The organism is Rhodococcoides sp. S146-33 (assembly GCF_059489205.1).
Window position 1 is genome coordinate 344,034 of the sequence record NZ_JCAJWY010000001.1, and the last position, 15,230, is coordinate 359,263.

The 15,230-nt window shown below is 63.7% G+C and carries 13 protein-coding genes; 9 read left to right on the forward strand and 4 right to left on the reverse strand.

Annotated elements, in window-relative coordinates; translation table 11 throughout:
* Position 1: 1 nt before the first annotated feature.
* The 4 genes from AC5WEY_RS01670 to AC5WEY_RS01685 are packed head-to-tail and all read right to left on the reverse strand — an operon-like array spanning position 2 to position 4,630.
* Positions 2-1,252, reverse strand: coding sequence for a lipase family protein (locus AC5WEY_RS01670; RefSeq protein WP_495644430.1), 1,251 nt, complete (start codon positions 1,250-1,252; stop codon positions 2-4).
* Positions 1,249-1,926: a YveK family protein gene (locus AC5WEY_RS01675; protein ID WP_495644431.1), complete on the reverse strand. Its 678-nt coding sequence runs from the start codon at positions 1,924-1,926 to the stop codon at positions 1,249-1,251. Before AC5WEY_RS01675 ends, AC5WEY_RS01670 begins: the two co-directional genes overlap by 4 nt.
* Positions 1,923-3,167, reverse strand: a complete 1,245-nt coding sequence (locus AC5WEY_RS01680) for an alpha/beta hydrolase family protein (protein ID WP_495644432.1) — start codon at positions 3,165-3,167, stop codon at positions 1,923-1,925. The genes AC5WEY_RS01675 and AC5WEY_RS01680 overlap by 4 nt, the downstream gene beginning before the upstream one ends.
* Before the next feature lie 5 nt (positions 3,168-3,172).
* Complete coding sequence (locus AC5WEY_RS01685; RefSeq protein ID WP_495644433.1) at positions 3,173-4,630, reverse strand: tyrosine-protein kinase domain-containing protein; 1,458 nt, start codon at positions 4,628-4,630, stop codon at positions 3,173-3,175.
* Between the two features lie 110 nt (positions 4,631-4,740).
* Between AC5WEY_RS01685 and AC5WEY_RS01690 the strand changes: the two genes are divergently transcribed.
* The 9 genes from AC5WEY_RS01690 to AC5WEY_RS01730 all read left to right on the forward strand — a co-directional run bounded on the left by AC5WEY_RS01690 (position 4,741) and on the right by AC5WEY_RS01730 (position 15,227).
* Entirely contained in the window at positions 4,741-6,147 is a 1,407-nt protein-coding gene (locus AC5WEY_RS01690) for an O-antigen ligase domain-containing protein (protein ID WP_495644434.1), read from the forward strand.
* A gap of 125 nt (positions 6,148-6,272) precedes the next feature.
* Positions 6,273-7,757, forward strand: coding sequence for a cellulase family glycosylhydrolase (locus AC5WEY_RS01695; protein ID WP_495644435.1), 1,485 nt, complete (start codon positions 6,273-6,275; stop codon positions 7,755-7,757).
* Between the two features lie 427 nt (positions 7,758-8,184).
* Positions 8,185-9,321: a glycosyltransferase gene (locus AC5WEY_RS01700; protein WP_495644436.1), complete on the forward strand. Its 1,137-nt coding sequence runs from the start codon at positions 8,185-8,187 to the stop codon at positions 9,319-9,321.
* Positions 9,321-10,316, forward strand: a complete 996-nt coding sequence (locus AC5WEY_RS01705; RefSeq protein ID WP_032405368.1) for a GDP-mannose 4,6-dehydratase — start codon at positions 9,321-9,323, stop codon at positions 10,314-10,316. Before AC5WEY_RS01700 ends, AC5WEY_RS01705 begins: the two co-directional genes overlap by 1 nt.
* Positions 10,313-11,287 carry a GDP-mannose 4,6-dehydratase gene (locus tag AC5WEY_RS01710; RefSeq protein ID WP_495644437.1) on the forward strand — a complete coding sequence of 325 codons (975 nt, stop codon included), beginning with the start codon at positions 10,313-10,315 and terminating at the stop codon, positions 11,285-11,287. Before AC5WEY_RS01705 ends, AC5WEY_RS01710 begins: the two co-directional genes overlap by 4 nt.
* Positions 11,284-11,889, forward strand: a complete 606-nt coding sequence (locus tag AC5WEY_RS01715) for an acyltransferase (protein ID WP_057479709.1) — start codon at positions 11,284-11,286, stop codon at positions 11,887-11,889. Before AC5WEY_RS01710 ends, AC5WEY_RS01715 begins: the two co-directional genes overlap by 4 nt.
* Positions 11,889-12,956, forward strand: a complete 1,068-nt coding sequence (locus AC5WEY_RS01720) for a glycosyltransferase (protein ID WP_495644438.1) — start codon at positions 11,889-11,891, stop codon at positions 12,954-12,956. Before AC5WEY_RS01715 ends, AC5WEY_RS01720 begins: the two co-directional genes overlap by 1 nt.
* A 13-nt stretch (positions 12,957-12,969) precedes the next feature.
* Positions 12,970-14,115: a lipopolysaccharide biosynthesis protein gene (locus tag AC5WEY_RS01725; protein ID WP_495644439.1), complete on the forward strand. Its 1,146-nt coding sequence runs from the start codon at positions 12,970-12,972 to the stop codon at positions 14,113-14,115.
* Positions 14,112-15,227, forward strand: coding sequence for a glycosyltransferase (locus tag AC5WEY_RS01730; RefSeq protein WP_057479707.1), 1,116 nt, complete (start codon positions 14,112-14,114; stop codon positions 15,225-15,227). Before AC5WEY_RS01725 ends, AC5WEY_RS01730 begins: the two co-directional genes overlap by 4 nt.
* The last annotated feature ends 3 nt before the right edge of the window (positions 15,228-15,230 follow it).

Below are 15,230 nucleotides of genomic sequence, written 5' to 3' on the forward strand. Positions count from 1 at the left end.
GTCAGGGAGCGGGAGCCGGTTCCGGGGCTGAGGCTGGGCAGAAGCTGATGGCCTCGGTGCCGGCGAACCGGTCCTCGAGCCATCCGAACGCAGCAGCACCGTCGATGTCTGCGTGACCGGAATTCGGTTGGAGTACATACTGAATGCTGTCGCCGTTGCCGCAGCCGGCGGCGATCGCCGCATCCGTCCACGGTTGTGAGATCAGCGTGTCCTTGCCGCCGTAGATCACCAACATCGGTGCCGATGCGGGCGACTTGGGCAGACTCATTTCCCTGAGATAGCCCTCGAGCGTGGCAGTTGCCTCCGGAGTTGCCGGGCGGAGATCGTCGTCGCTGATCTGAGCTGCCAGGGACGTACGGTCGGCCGCGAGGACGCCGCCACACGCCGACAACTCGTCCCACCGCTCGGCCACGATGCCCCTGCGGTAGTCGTCGAGATTCAATTCGGGATGAGCCTGAGACAAGCCCACCAGAACCCACTGCAACAGCGGCTTCTGATCCTCGGTGAGCGTGCCGCTCGCTGCCGCCGCAGCCAGACCGGTGATGTCTGCTGCAGGAACCAGACTGACCGATCCGACCATGTCCAGACCTGCACCATAAGTGCCGGCCAATTCGTTTGCTGCCCAGGAGGCTTGACCACCTTGCGAGCCACCGAACGAAGCCCATCGGGTCGAGGTGTTCGGCACCAACTTGCGGGCGGCACGCACCGAATCGATCAGGTTGTTCCCGACGGTGCGAGCGTCGAGATACGGGTGATAGGTGCCGTCGAGGCCGAGGCCCTGATAGTCCGAGACCGCAACGACGTGTCCGGTGCGTACCAGCGCCGCCACGATCTGGGAGCTACCGAGCAGTTCCGGATCGGTCGACGGGCCGCAATCCTCGAGCACGCCCGTGGTGCCGTGCCCGTAGGCGATGATGGGCCAACCACCCTCCGGCGCTGCGCCTTCCGGGGCGAAGACGGTGCCCGATACTCGTTGCTCGGATCCGTCGACTCCGGACGTGGAGGTGTACACCACCCGCGCCGCGATGGAGGAGATTCCGCTCAACCGGCGATCGATGGTGAGCAACTCCTCGGCACTCTCCAGAGAGCCCGGGCCGTCGTTGCCGTAATCCGCCGGCAGAGTGGCCCCTACCGCGACGGATTGTGGATCCATCGCCGCCGAGTCCGAAGAACACCCCGCCGAGATCAACACCAGCGCCGCTGCGCCGGTCGTTGCTGCTCTGCGGAGCATCGTTGTTCCTGCGTGATTCATCGCTTCTCCCCCATGCGTTCCCCCAGCAATTGTTCGACCTGATCGCGATGGTCGATCGAATCCCGCGAGATCCCCCTCGCGAGTACGAGCACACTGCCCAGAACGACCCCCATGACGCCACCCAGCATCGCGTTGCTCGTGCGCACAGGACTGCTGGCCGAACTCGGGGTGGTGGCTGCGTCCACGACGGTCAGTACGGACACCGGCCCGTCGGCCCCCAGATCGATCTCCCCGGCCAGCTTGACCAATTGCACAGCAACGGAATTGGCTACATCACGGGCGCGCTCGGCGTCGGCGTTCACCACCGAGATTTCGATCAGTGCGGAGCCCGGACTGGGCAGGACCGTGATGTCCTTCTTCAGTTCGGCAGGTTCGATCGGCAGATCCTCGGACGCGATCACCCGTCGCAACACCTGTTCGCCGGTGGCGAGCTGAACGTACGACTCGACGCGAACCAGAGACCCACGGTTGCCGTCCAACGAATTCTTGGGCGACGGTGGACCGGGCGCAGTGACGAACACTCGCGAGGCCGCGGTGTAGGTCGGCTCCACGAACGACGTCGCCAACCACGCGACGCCCGCCGACAGGACTGCCGCGGCCAGGATCGACGCCCAGCCTGACAACAGAATTCGGCCGTAGTCCTTGAGGTTCGGCACACCGGCGGGCGCGATCATCGCTTCTGCTCACACGTATTGGTGGGCCGTTGGCCGGCGAACATGCCCTTGACCCACGGCAACGACCGACTGCTGTCCAGGTTGCCGTGACCCTCGCCCTGATGCAGCTCGTATTCGACGACGTCGCCGGAATCGCACGCGCGCTGCAACGCCTTCTCGGTCCACGGTTCGAGTATCAGATCGTCCTCGCTGCCGTACATCACCAGCAACGGTGTTGCCGAGCCTTGCTGCGGCAAAGCCATATCCGAGAGGTAGCCGCGTAGACGATCCGTCGCCTCCTGGCTCACCGGCTTCAGATCGGACGGCTCGAGCTGCGTCTGCAACTCGGGAACATCCAACGACCCCGGCGGGACGCACTCGAGCAGATCGTCCCACCGCTCGCGCGCGAAGCCGGACCGATAGTCGTCGAGGTTCATCTCGGGATGCGAGATCGCCAGCGAATGCAACGCGTACATCAGCAAGGGGTACTGCGCCCGGGTGAGCGTCTCGTTCGCCGCCGCGTCGGCCAAACCGGCCATGTCCGAGACCGGCACCATTGCGGCCGTACCGACCAACTCCAGCCCGCCGCCGTATTCGGCGTTGCGGTCGCTGGCCGCCCACGCCGCCATCCCGCCGAGCGAGACCCCGTAGGCCGACCACCGCGAACTCAGAGTGGGCATGAAGTTCCTGGCTGCGCGGACGGCGTCGATCATGTTGTAGCCGAACGTCTTCGAGTCCAGGTACGGATGATAGGACCCTTCGAGCCCGAGACCTTGATAGTCGGTCATCGCCACCGCGAATCCGTTCAACGCGAGAGCGGCAACGATGGGAGCGTTACCGAGCAGGTTCGCGTACAGCGAGGGGCCGCAGGCGTTGAGCACTCCCGTAGTGCCGTGCCCGAACGACACGATCGGCCAACCACCCTCGGGAGCCGTGCCGCCGGGAACGACGACCGTTCCCGAGACCTCCGTCGGTTGACCGGTGATACCGGAGGTGGACCGATACACCACCCGCGTAGCGGAGGCTCCGAGCTCGGTGATGTCGGCAGCGATGTCCTCGATCGGTTCGGCCGAGATCAACGAACCAGGAGCCGTACCACCGAAATTCGACGGCGGTGGCGGCTCCGATGCCGTCGCCGACGCCGTGACCGGAGCCGTCTGCGCGCCGGGAGGGATGACTACGGGAACCTCCTGCGAACAAGAGACCAGCACCGCCGCGACGGTCAGCGCAACGCCGACCTTGGCCGCGAACCTACCTGCCATCGAAGCTATCCTCTGCTCGCCGACGAGCTCGCAGTGTCGCTCGTCGCCGGCGTGGGCCGGGATCCGGCGGAGTACGGACGTGCCGTCGGTGTCGCCGTGGAAGGTTCTGCGCCAGTAGGCTTTACCGGCTCGCCCGGCGTCGAGGAGTTGCCACCGAGAAGGCGTCGAGCAGACGGCTCGAAGGTGGTCACGACGCCCAACACAGTGCCGCTGACACCGTCGAGCACCTTGATCGCGCGCCGCAGCTTCTCCCGCGTCGTACGACCGGTACGCGCGAGAACCAGAGTGCCGTCGGACAATGCGGTGAGAATCGCACCGTCGGTGACGTCGAGCAAGGGCGGGGTGTCGATGATGACGTACCGGTAGTCGCCGCGCAGTTGCTCGAGCACGTCGTGAGCACGGTCAGATCCGAGCAGTTCGCTCGGATTGGGCGGCACCGGGCCCGACGGCAGTACCGACACACCGTCGAACACATCGTGCACCACGGCATCCTCGATGCCGTGCTCGCCGGAGAGCACGGTCGACAGTCCGCTGTACTGCTCCATGCTCAGGCGAGTTCCCAACGCTGCACTGCGAAGATCGCCGCCGACGAGCAGGACACGGTGACCTGCTTCGGCGAGAATTGCCGCCAGGTCGATGGCGGTGCTGGTGCGGCCCTCGGCTGCGGATGGGCTGGTGACGGTGATGACGCGCGGCGGCGCGCCACCGCCGAGGAAGCGAATGTTGGTGCGTAGGGCGCGTAGTGGCTCGCCCATCTTGATCATCGACGCCACTGCTGCCTTCGGTCGCGTTGCGTCGACGGGCAGCCCGCCGAGTACGGTGCGGCCCGAGATCTCCTCTGCGCGGGAACGATCTCGAACAGAGCGGTCCAGCAATCCGCGAAGCAACGCGAGTGCAAGACCGACGACGAGGCCGATTGCGGCACCGAGCCCGAGGACGGTGGTCAGTCCCATACCGATCGGTGCGGCCGGAACATCACCCTGATCGACGATGGTGGCACCGGCGGCCGGACTGCCACCACGCTGCGACGTTTCGAGTTCCTGCACCAACTGGGTCAGCTGACCGGCGACCGCGTTGGTCAGGACCTGAGCGACCGCCGGGTCTGCGTCGGTGGCACAGAGATCGAGCAACACCGTCTTGTCGATGGGAGTCGCGGTGACGCGTGAACGCAGTTCGTCCGGAGACATGTCCAACTGCAACTGGTTTATCGCGCGCTGGGCAACCTGTGTGCTGGTTGCCAATCCGGCATAGGAGGTGACGCGTTCCTGTGAGAACAGGTTGTTCTGGTAGGCCTCGCCGACCGAGCTGCCACCTTCGGTGGTGACGAACAGACGTGCGCACGCCTGGTACTGCGGCGTCGTGACGAACGTGTAGGCCCAGCCTCCGACGATGCCGACGACCATCGCGAGCGCGACGATCCACCATCCCGCGCGAAGAATGCGCCCGTACTCTCGAATCTCCACGAGTGCTCCAATCGAATGACGTCGGTCAAGGGGAAAGAATAAAGCGCAGCGAAGGATTCGGCAGAGCGTAGATGTTGCGAGCGGGTGAAAGCGTGACAACATCAGAGCCTATGAGCATCACGCAACGAGCCGGTGCGGCGGCCATCGTGGTCATCCCCGTTTTCGTTACATTCGCAATGATCGTCGGCGGAACTCCAGCAAAACTGGGTGCCTTCGCCCTTGTCGTGCTGACCGTCGGAGCGTACATCGGCCTACGTCATCCGCTGTATCTGACTCGCGCTCTTGCCTTTTCGCTCGGCGCATTGCCATTCGGATATATCCCCGGAGTTCACGCCCCGTTAATATTCGGCTTGGGAATCGCGGTCATCATCGCCACTGTGGTCCACCGCACAGCCGTGAGCCGCATCACATGGCCGGAAATGCCGATGATCGCACTGCTCGTGCTTTCCGCATTGTCGTTGTTCGCGACGAGTGGCGCACTCGCCGACTACGTGGAATTCGCGCAATGGCTCGTATCTACCTTGGTGGTCGTGTGCCTGTTGCGCATGCAGCGTGACGAGCTCGCTCTGTTCGGTCGGATATACGTCTACGCCGCCTCGGCCGCAGCTGCTTTCGCGCTCCTGATCTTCGTCGCCGATCCGGCCGGGAAACTGATCCGCTACCTGTCGATATTCGGCTACGGCAGCGAAGAAGAAAGCACCCGATTCGTCTACAGCCCCACCGGAGCCACCACCGTTCGCCTGGCCGGGACGTACATCGACCCCAATGCGGCCGGCATCGGATTCATGCTGGCCCTGATGCTGTGTGTGCTGCTTCTGCGCGGCTACCTGCGCACAATGCTTGCCGCACTGCTGTTCCTGTCGATCGTCATGACGCTCTCTCGCGCAGCGCTGTTCTCCGTGGTGTTCGGAGTACTCCTGATGTTGGTGTTCCAGCAGCTGCGTACTCGCGAGCGGCTCGCCATCGTCGGTGCCTTCGCAGCAGCATTCGTCGGGGCCCTCGCGGTACCGAGCGTGCGCAATCGCGTGTTCTCGTCGTTCGGCAGCGGGGACGCCGGCTCGAGTGCGCGCGGTGATGCTCTGGTTGAGTTCCCCGGTCACATGCAGGGTCACTGGATGTTCGGACTGGGCTGGGGCCGTGCAGAATTCAAAGACCCCACGGTCGCTTTCGAGGTCAACTACGTGGCCAACACCCCATTGCTGACCATCTATCGGGGAGGGTTGGTGGCCGGTATCGCCTTCGTCGCGATACTCGTCGTGATCGCCGTGGTCGGGTACAAACTCCTGCGTTCCAGACACTGGGAGTACGGGTTCTACGGCGGCGGAATGATCGGTTTCGCCGTCGTCGCGCTGCAACTCGACTTCCCCGTTGTCACCATTCCGGCGACCACCATGGCGTTTTCGGTGATGTACGCATTTCTCGTCTACGCATGGGAAAAGTCATCGGAAACCGATCCGCCTACCGACAATGTCGCGGACGCCAGAACGAAAAGCTTGGTTTCACCGAGAGAAGCGTGACCAGCAGTTTCATAACAATCGGAATGAATTCCGGTATTTGTACAAACCCTTGTTTCTGATGCAATGATTCACCGCACCGGCCCGTCGAACGTGCGCACAGGCCCCCTGGTGGAAAGAATTTCGAGATGGTTCTTCGCGGTGGCTTTCGCATATTGATGTCGGCAACAACAGCGATGATCGTCGCTGTCGGCCTTTCATTCGGAGCACAAGCACCGGCCCAGGCAGCTCCGACGCCACCCGGCGTCGGCATCTCGGACGGCGGCGGTCTGCTCTGGTCCACCGATGCCGAATTGGACACCACCGTCCAGTTCGTCACTGCCATGGGCGTGAAGTCGATGCGCATAGCCATTCCGTGGCCGACCGTCGAACCCACCCAGGGCCAGCTCAACTGGGCACCCGTCGACCGCGTGGTGAACAAATTGCGAGCAGCCAATATCTCGATGCTCGGAATCATTGCCTACACCCCGGCGTGGGCGACCTCGCCGGTGAATCAACCCATCAGCACCCGTCCGGCCTCGCCGGCCGCATTCGGTGATTTCGCCGGAAAAGTCGCCGCCAGATACAAGGGCAAAGTGGCCGATTACGAGGTCTGGAACGAACCCAACGGGTCGATGTTCTACGGACCGCAGCCCGACGCAGCGGGCTACACCGCCCTGCTCAAGGCCGCATATCCGAAGATCAAGGCAGCCGACTCGGCCGCAACCGTCGTCGGCGGAGTACTGGGTGCAGCCGAGCAGGCATACGGAGTGGTCAACCCCGTCGACTTCACCAATCAAATGTACGCGGCAGGCGCGAAAGGCTATTTCGACGCGCTCTCCTACCATCCGTATCAGTACTCGCTGAAGTTCTCCGAGGGCCCGTACGTCGAACATTCCCCTGCCCGGCAGGTCATGGACATGCGCGCCACGATGGTGGCCAACGGTGACAGTGCGAAGAAGATCTGGGGAACCGAGTACGGCGTGCCGACGTCCGTGGCGTCGGAGGATCAGCAGAGCGCTCTGATCTCCGACTTCGTCACCAAGTGGCGCGAGCTGCCCTACACCGGCCCCATCTTCCTGTATCAGCTACGTGACCAGCAGACGGGCAGCAACGACCCGGAGATGACATTCGGGTTGCTGCGCACCGATTGGTCGGCCAAGCCCGCACTGTGGGCGTTGATGAACCTGCTGCAGACCAACATTCCGCGGACCGCGGAGTACAACCGCTTCGCGGCCGCTCCCAACAACTTCGGGGCCGTGCTCGGTCCGGTGTTCCCCGTACGCGACACGTGGGCCCAGTACCGCCAAGATGCTGTGGTCTACGAGATGCCCAACGGATTCGTCGGCGTACCGCGCGCTGTGGCGGAGGCAATCCGCTACACCGGCTTCCTCCCCACCACTCCGTTCAACGGCACCTACCAGGACTTCGACAGCCCCTACGGCCTCCGTGTGTTCTCCACCGCCATCGGCGGAACCCACAACATCGGCGGTGGCATCTTCAGCGCCTGGGATCCCACCCTGGGCCCGGCCACGAGCGACGAAATCCCGCAATACGGCGGCGGCGTTCGCGTCACGTTCCAGTACGGCGCGATCACGTGGGCACCTTTCGTGGGGACGACCGTCACCCGTTGAATTCGGGACTATCCGATCAATAATTCACAAACCGAGAATCCCTTTATTGCGTTCTCGGTGGGCGATTCTCGGCGTCTTCATTGCGGACAAGTTAACTCTGGGCGAAGGTGCGGTTTCACATTCAGTCGGTGACTGAATTGTGTTGTGAAGAACCTCACTTCCGCCTATCTATTTGTCGTGCGAACGGATATTCATATACAGCGAACGAATGACGTTTCGTGGCAGGATTACGTCCATCGTTCGTACGTCTCGTCGGGGGACGCCGATTTGTCCACGGTTCCGTCGTGCAGTGCCGCACGCTCGAACGCGATCGGTGCTCGAGATGTCTCTCGCTCCATTCGAGTACGGTTCGACACGATGGGTAACTGATGAGTACGAATATTGTTGTGTCGCAGCTTGTTTCGCCTAAGTACCATCGGGCGAAAGCATGACCGAAAGCACGAGACCCCGCGTTGCCATTGCCCACGACTACCTGACCCAACGCGGCGGTGCCGAGAAGGTCGTGCTGGCAATGGCACGTGCTTTCCCCGACGCACCCATCCACACCACACTCTTCGAGCCGTCGACGACGTTCCCCGAGTTCTCCGAACTCGACGTACGGCCTTCCCGGTTGAACCGAGTGGGTTTCCTTCGCAAGAACCACCGCGCCGCCCTGCCGCTGCTCCCGTTCGCATCCTCTTCCGTGGAGATCGACGCCGACGTGGTGCTCACCAGCACCAGCGGTTGGGCCCATGGCTTCCACACCTCCGGTCGCAAGCTCGTCTACTGCTACTCCCCGGCACGCTGGTTGTACGAATCGCAGATGTATCTCGGCGAATCACGCAGTCCACTCAAACGCGCTGCACTCAAGGCGCTTTCAGCACCGCTACGCACCTGGGACCAACGAGCGGCACTGTCGGCCGACCGGTATCTCGCCATCTCCACCGTGGTGCAGCAACGCATCGCCGACGCTTACGGCATCAGGTCGACGGTGCTGCCCGCACCGTTCACAGTCGAGACCGCAGCGCCCGAGCCGATCCCCGAGGCGGACGCCTTCTCGAAGGGCTCGGGCTACTACCTCTGCATCTCCCGACTACTGCCCTACAAGAACGTGGACAAGGTCATGGCCGCATTTGCCGGCACCGACCGCAAGCTGATCGTCGTCGGCCGCGGCCCCGAGGCAGACCGACTGCGAAAGCTGAAGTCCGACAACGTACTGATGCTCAGCGATCTGACCTCCGGACAGATGACCTGGCTCTATCAGGGTTGTAACGGTTTGATCGCCGCCAGCTATGAAGATTACGGACTGACCCCCATCGAAGCGGGCGTCCACGGCAAGCCCAGCGCGGTACTGCGCTGGGGCGGCTTCCTCGACACCGTCGAGGACGGTGTATCCGGTGTCTACTTCGATCAGCCACAACCGGATTCGATCCGCGACGCGGTAACAGAACTCGAACGAACCACGTGGGAACCCCTGAAGATCACAGCGCACGTCGAGCAATACAACGAAGAACGCTTCGCCGCCGAACTGCACGCGGCAGTGTCCGAGATGTACACACACAACATGGAGAGGGCGGCATCGTGATGACCAAGCGCGCACTGATCACCGGCATCACCGGCCAGGATGGCCTCTACCTCGCCGAGCTACTACTGAGCAAGGGCTACAAGGTCTTCGGATTGATTCGCGGACAGAACAATCCGAAGGCCGCCATGGTCGAACGGGAACTACCGCAAGTCCAGATTCTGCACGGCGATCTGCTGGATCTCTCCGCCTTGATGCGCGCGTTCGCCGTCGCCGACCCCGACGAGGTCTACAACCTCGGAGCCGTCTCCTTCGTGGCGTACTCGTGGGAGAACGCGCGCCTCACCACCGACGTCACCGGCGGCGGCGTGCTGAACATGCTCGAGTCCACCCGACTCTACGAGCAGGTATCGGGCAAGCAGGTTCGCTTCTACCAGGCATCGAGCTCGGAGATGTTCGGCAAGGTTCAGCAGGTACCGCAGCGCGAGGAGACGTTGCTGTGGCCTCGGTCCCCGTACGGCGTCGCCAAGGTCTACGGGCACTACATGACCATCAACTACCGCGAGTCCTACGGCATGCACGCCAGCTCCGGCATTCTGTTCAACCACGAATCACCCCGTCGGGGACCAGAATTCGTAACGCGGAAGGTGTCCCAGGCCGTCGCCCGGATCGCCCTCGGATTGCAGAGCGAGATCTCGCTGGGCAATCTCGACGCCAAGCGCGACTGGGGTTTTGCCGGAGACTACGTCGAGGCCATGTACCTGATGCTGCAGCAGGACGAGGCCGACGACTACGTGATCTCCACCGGCGAGACACATTCCATCCGAGAGCTTCTGGACCATGCCTTCGCCGCCGTCGACATCACGGACTGGGAGCGCTACGTCAAGATCGATCCGCAGTTCTTCCGTCCGGCCGAGGTGGATCTGCTCGTCGGTGACTCCGCCAAAGCCCACGCCGCGCTGGGCTGGAAGCCGAAGGTTGCCTTCCCCGAACTGGTTACGATGATGGTGCACAACGACCTCGCCGAACAGTCGCCCGACACGGCCGCAATCGCGTGAACACCGGGCACCGCCCGACCGCGCTGATCACCGGAGTGGCAGGCCAGGACGGTAGCTACCTCGCCGAACTGTTGCTCGAGCGCGGTTGGGCCCTCCACGGTGTAGCCAAGCCAGGCGGTAGCGACGGCACAGTCAACCCGCACGTCGCGCAACACCGAGTCGACATCAGCAAGCCCGGGGTTGCTCGGGTTCTGATTCGCGACATCGAGCCCGACTACGTCTTTCACCTCGCCGGCATCTCGTCGGTGTGGCGATCGTGGAACGACCCGGTCCTCACCACGCAGGTCAACGGGCTCTCGGCGGCTGCGCTACTCGATGCCTGCTTCACCCAGCAGGAGGCGTCGGGCAGGCGCATCATGGTGGTCAATGCGTCCAGTGCCGAGATCTTCGCCGGATCCGGGGTAGCGCGGCAGAACGAAGACACGCCGATTGCTCCGACGTCGCCGTACGGAGTATCGAAGGCACTGAGTCACAACATGGTTCACGTATACCGATCCCGCGGCCTCGAGGCGACCAATGCCGTCCTGTTCAACCACGAATCGCCGCGACGACCGGAGACCTTCGTGACCCGCAAGATCACCAAGGCGGCCGCGGCCATCTCCCGCGGCACACTCGACACGCTCGAGCTCGGCAACCTCGCCTCGGTACGCGATTGGGGCTGGGCACCGGACTACGTCGAGGCGATGGCAGCGATGGCCGACTACGGCAAGGGTGACGATTTTGTCGTCGCCACCGGCGAGGCGCACAGCGTGGCGGATTTCGTCGCCACCGCGTTCGAGGCAGTGGGAATCGACAACTGGCGTGATCACGTCCAGAGCGACTCCGAGATGCTCAGACCCGTCGACTCGGCAAGAATGGTCGGCGACGCCACCAAAGCCCGGGATCTGTTGGGCTGGGCACCGACCAAGGACTTCGATCAGATCGTCAAGGCGATGGTCGAGTTCGACATGACCGAGGAGATGGCAGCATGACAGCGGTGGAACGGCCTGTGGGCGAGATCTACGACGTGTCCAATTACAAGATGCAGGACATCACGTTCAAGCGGAAGCTACGCAACCGCGTCGGCACGCTCGGGTTCAACATGTTCGTGACCTTCATTCCGTCACACTGGATTCGGCAGAACTTCCTGCGCGCGTTCGGAGCGACGATCGGCAAGGACGTTTCGATCTTCCGCGGCACCACCATCCTCGATCCCGAGGGCCTCACCATCGGCGACGCATGCTCCATCGGCTTCCGCTGCATGCTCGACGCCCGCGGAGGTATCACTATCGGCAGCAACGTCGTCATCGCCAGTGACACCCACATCATCGGCGGCTACCACGATCACAATTCGCCGGAATTCACCCCGATCCTCGAGCCCTGCGTCATCGGCGACTACGTGTGGATCGCCAGTCGCAGCACACTTCTCAGTGGGGTGACCCTCGGCCGCGGCGCGGTTGTCGGTGGTTGCTCCATGGTGCGCGGGGATGTGGGCGAGCTCGAAGTGGTTGCCGGAGTGCCGGCCAAGGTGCGCGCGATGCGCGATCCCAAGGCCCTCGCCTACCGCCCGAAGTATCGGCCGCTCTTCTACTGATGATTCTGCGCGACTGCCGACTCGTCTACCTCGCCCCTCGATCCGGAGTGGGCGGGGTAGGCGACTACGCCGACGATTTCGCCGACGCTGTGCGTCCCCATTTCGGCGAGGTGATCGAGTATCGCCATGACGGACCCGGGTCGCACTCGGTACGAGACATTCTGCGGCACCGCAGGGCAATACAGGAGCTCGTCGACGTCGACCCAGAGCGCGTCATCGTGCACTGCGAACTCAGCGGCGGCTCGGTGATGCCGTTCTGGGCAACCGCACGTCTCAACGGCAACCCGCTGGTCACCGCGACCGTGCACGACCCACCCGGAATCGTCTGGTGGCCCGCCCGCACCAAGTTTCTGGCCGGCAAGAAGGTCCTCAATCACGGCCTGCACTACCCACTACGGGCAGCGTGGCGCCGACTGGAACGGGCCGTCGTCGGACGTCGAACTCTGTTCGCGCTCACCCGCTCCGGTTCCGACTCCCTGGAACGCAGCTACCCCGCCGTGACGGCAGAGGCCGTGATGCACTTCGTCCCCAAACGCCCCGACATCACCCCGGCCGAGGATCGCCCCCTCGCCGTCGGGCTGTTCGGATTCGTCTACCGCGGTAAGGGATTCGATCAGCTCCAGCAGCTTCGTGATCGTCTACCGAGCGAGATCGCCATTCGCATCGCCGGACGCGGGACCGAACAGCTCGACCCCGTGGACGGCGTCGAGATTCTCGGTGAGGTGAACGGACCCGACGAGGACGCCTTCTTCGCCTCCATCCGAGCACTCGTGGTGCCCTACGGCAAACGATCCATCTACGGTGACGCCTTCCCTGCCTCCGGTTCGGTGAGTCGCGCGATCGCCTACCAAACTCCGGTTGTCTGCCTCGAGGAAGGTGCGCTCTCCGAAACCGACGGCGGGGCACTGGTTGTCGCCGGCGGAACCGTCGAGATCGCCGACGCCACCGCCCGCCTCGTCACCGATCGGGAACAGCTGACCCGACTCCGCCAGGAAGTGGAGACACTGCGGAGCGCCAACGCTCCCCACCTGGTGGCCGAGAGTTTTGTGTCGGTGTGGTCGAAATGATGCGGTGGTCGAAATGAACGGCAATCTGATCAAGGCCGGGGTCGCCGCCCTGTGGACCTACGGGGGTCGAGGTATCGGTCTGCTGTGGACCGTCGCGCTGATCGCCAAGCTCGGGATCAGTGACTACGGTCAATACGCCATGGCCTTCGCGCTCGCCGCGATAGTTGCAGCGCCACTGGATCACCCGTTCACCGTCCGCTCCATCCGGGTGAGCGAGCGAGAGTTTCTGGGCGAGCGCACCACCCGGGTCCTGGCCGGTGCGGTACTGATCGTCGGCGGGCTCTGTCTGCTACAGGTGAGCTACATAGCCTGGTTCGCTCTCGTCATCGGCGGCGGCGAGTTGGTCTTCAATGCCTACAAGAGCAGGGCATTGCGCGACGGCCGTCCTGATCTGACCCAGCGCCTGGACACCACCCGGCAGGCGACCTCGATCGCGCTGGCGACGGCGTATCTGTTCGCCGTTCCTGACCCGTCGCTGACGACGGCCAGCCTGCTCTACGCGGCACCGTATTTCGTCATCGCGCTGTTGGCCGCGCTGCAGACCCGGGTCGCGGCGCCGCGCGTCCCCGGATCGTGGCGCGAGATGTCGATGCTGTTCTCGGAGAACCTCGCCAACGCCGTCTACATCCAGGGCGACGTGCTGCTGCTCGGCTTCCTCACCGACTCCACGATCGCCGGCTACTACTCCGTCGCTGCCGTGACGGCCTGGGCCGTGGCCTTCATCGGCCAGGCTTTCGGCAACACCTTCCACGAGAAGCTCCGTGCAGCAGACGGATTGGTCACTGCCGGCCCGGCCTTGAAGCACACGGCGATTCTCGGCGGTGCCGCTGGATCTCTACTGCTGGCAGCCGGAATCGTTCTGTTCTTCACTCCGGCATCCCCGCAGGTTGCCGGCGCTCTGGTGGTGATGTCCCTCTTCGTGGTGATGCGGGTGATGAACCACGTGTTCACCACCGTGCTCTACCTCCAACATCGCGACCGCACGCGAGTGCTCGCCGCCGCGACGCTCGCGCCGCTCAAGATGGTGCTCGTGCTGTGCCTGTTCCCCTTCGGTGCCGTCGGCGCGGCGGTGGCGTCGGTGATCACCGATGCCGTGCTCCTCGTCTGGTTCATGCGCGCCTTGTACCACGATCCGGTGAAAGAAGAAGTGACACAATGAGACGCGCGACTTTCCTGCTGTCCAAAGACCCCGTCACCGAACACGGTGGCGATATCGCATTGTCCCGCTTGATGATGCAGCTGGCCCGTGAGGCCTTCGAGGTGCGCTCGATCTGCCTGTCCAAGGAGACAGGTGTAGCTCCCGACGTCGTCCGCGTCCCCAAGCCGAAAGTCGATGTGGGGTTGCTGACGAAGTCCCTGCGGCCGACCCGCTCGGTAGTGCACGGACGCTACGACGTCGACGCCTTCCGTGATGCCATCGACGCCTCCACCTCGGATGTGTATGTGGCCGAACACAGTTACATGGCCGAGTCGTTTCTACGTTCGACCAAACTGGGGTCCCCGTTCGCGATCAACACCGTCAACACCGAATCGCAGGTGTGGAAGGTGACGCGCGGGTTGATCGGCCGCATCGAGGCACCACGCATCCTGCGAGACGAGATTCGCGTCGCCCGCGCGGCGGATGCCGTCGGGACGTACGACGCCGACGAGGCGCAGATGTACCGAGACAACGGTGTGCGTGACGCTCGCTGGATCGACCTCACCCTCGAACCCGCGCCGCAGCTGAATCTGGCGGAGACCGCGAAACGCCTGGTGTTCATGGGCACTCGCGATTGGCCGCCGAACCAGGAGGCCTTCAAGATCGCGCTGGAGTACTGGCCCGAGATCTCCGCGGGCATCGACGGTGCAGAGCTGTGCATCATCGGCGCAAAGGCCCCAGGGGCCAAGGATCCCGTCTATCCTGCTGGAGTGCGCGACCTCGGCTTCGTCGACGATCTGCAGGAGTTCCTCGGCACCTGCCGCGCACTCATCGCACCCGTCGCCACCGGCGGCGGCGTACGCGTCAAGATCCTCGACGCCGCCAGCAAAGGCCTACCCGTCGTCGGAACCTCCGCGGCCGTCGGATCCCTCGACTCGATCTTCGAGCTGCCCACCTTCGACGACAAGGAACAGTTCGTCGCGGAATGCCGACGCTACCTGCTCGATCGCACCGCAGCCGTCAAGGCGGGCGAACGCATCTACGAACTGAACACCGCACGTTGGCACGATCGCATCCCCCACTCCACCGTGGAGTCACTGATCGGTGCTCCGCTGACCCGCACCTTAGGATGATCG

Bases quoted from the DNA above. Each gene is read 5' to 3' on its own strand.
- AC5WEY_RS01690 (WP_495644434.1), top strand. From the start codon at position 4,741: ATGAGCATCACGCAACGAGCCGGTGCGGCGGCCATCGTGGTCATCCCC.
- AC5WEY_RS01675 (WP_495644431.1), bottom strand. From the start codon at position 1,926: ATGATCGCGCCCGCCGGTGTGCCGAACCTCAAGGACTACGGCCGAATT.
- AC5WEY_RS01720 (WP_495644438.1), top strand. From the start codon at position 11,889: ATGATTCTGCGCGACTGCCGACTCGTCTACCTCGCCCCTCGATCCGGA.
- AC5WEY_RS01715 (WP_057479709.1), top strand. From the start codon at position 11,284: ATGACAGCGGTGGAACGGCCTGTGGGCGAGATCTACGACGTGTCCAAT.
- AC5WEY_RS01730 (WP_057479707.1), top strand. From the start codon at position 14,112: ATGAGACGCGCGACTTTCCTGCTGTCCAAAGACCCCGTCACCGAACAC.
- AC5WEY_RS01725 (WP_495644439.1), top strand. From the start codon at position 12,970: ATGAACGGCAATCTGATCAAGGCCGGGGTCGCCGCCCTGTGGACCTAC.
- AC5WEY_RS01680 (WP_495644432.1), bottom strand. From the start codon at position 3,167: ATGGCAGGTAGGTTCGCGGCCAAGGTCGGCGTTGCGCTGACCGTCGCG.
- AC5WEY_RS01705 (WP_032405368.1), top strand. From the start codon at position 9,321: ATGACCAAGCGCGCACTGATCACCGGCATCACCGGCCAGGATGGCCTC.
- AC5WEY_RS01700 (WP_495644436.1), top strand. From the start codon at position 8,185: ATGACCGAAAGCACGAGACCCCGCGTTGCCATTGCCCACGACTACCTG.
- AC5WEY_RS01695 (WP_495644435.1), top strand. From the start codon at position 6,273: ATGGTTCTTCGCGGTGGCTTTCGCATATTGATGTCGGCAACAACAGCG.
- AC5WEY_RS01670 (WP_495644430.1), bottom strand. From the start codon at position 1,252: ATGAATCACGCAGGAACAACGATGCTCCGCAGAGCAGCAACGACCGGC.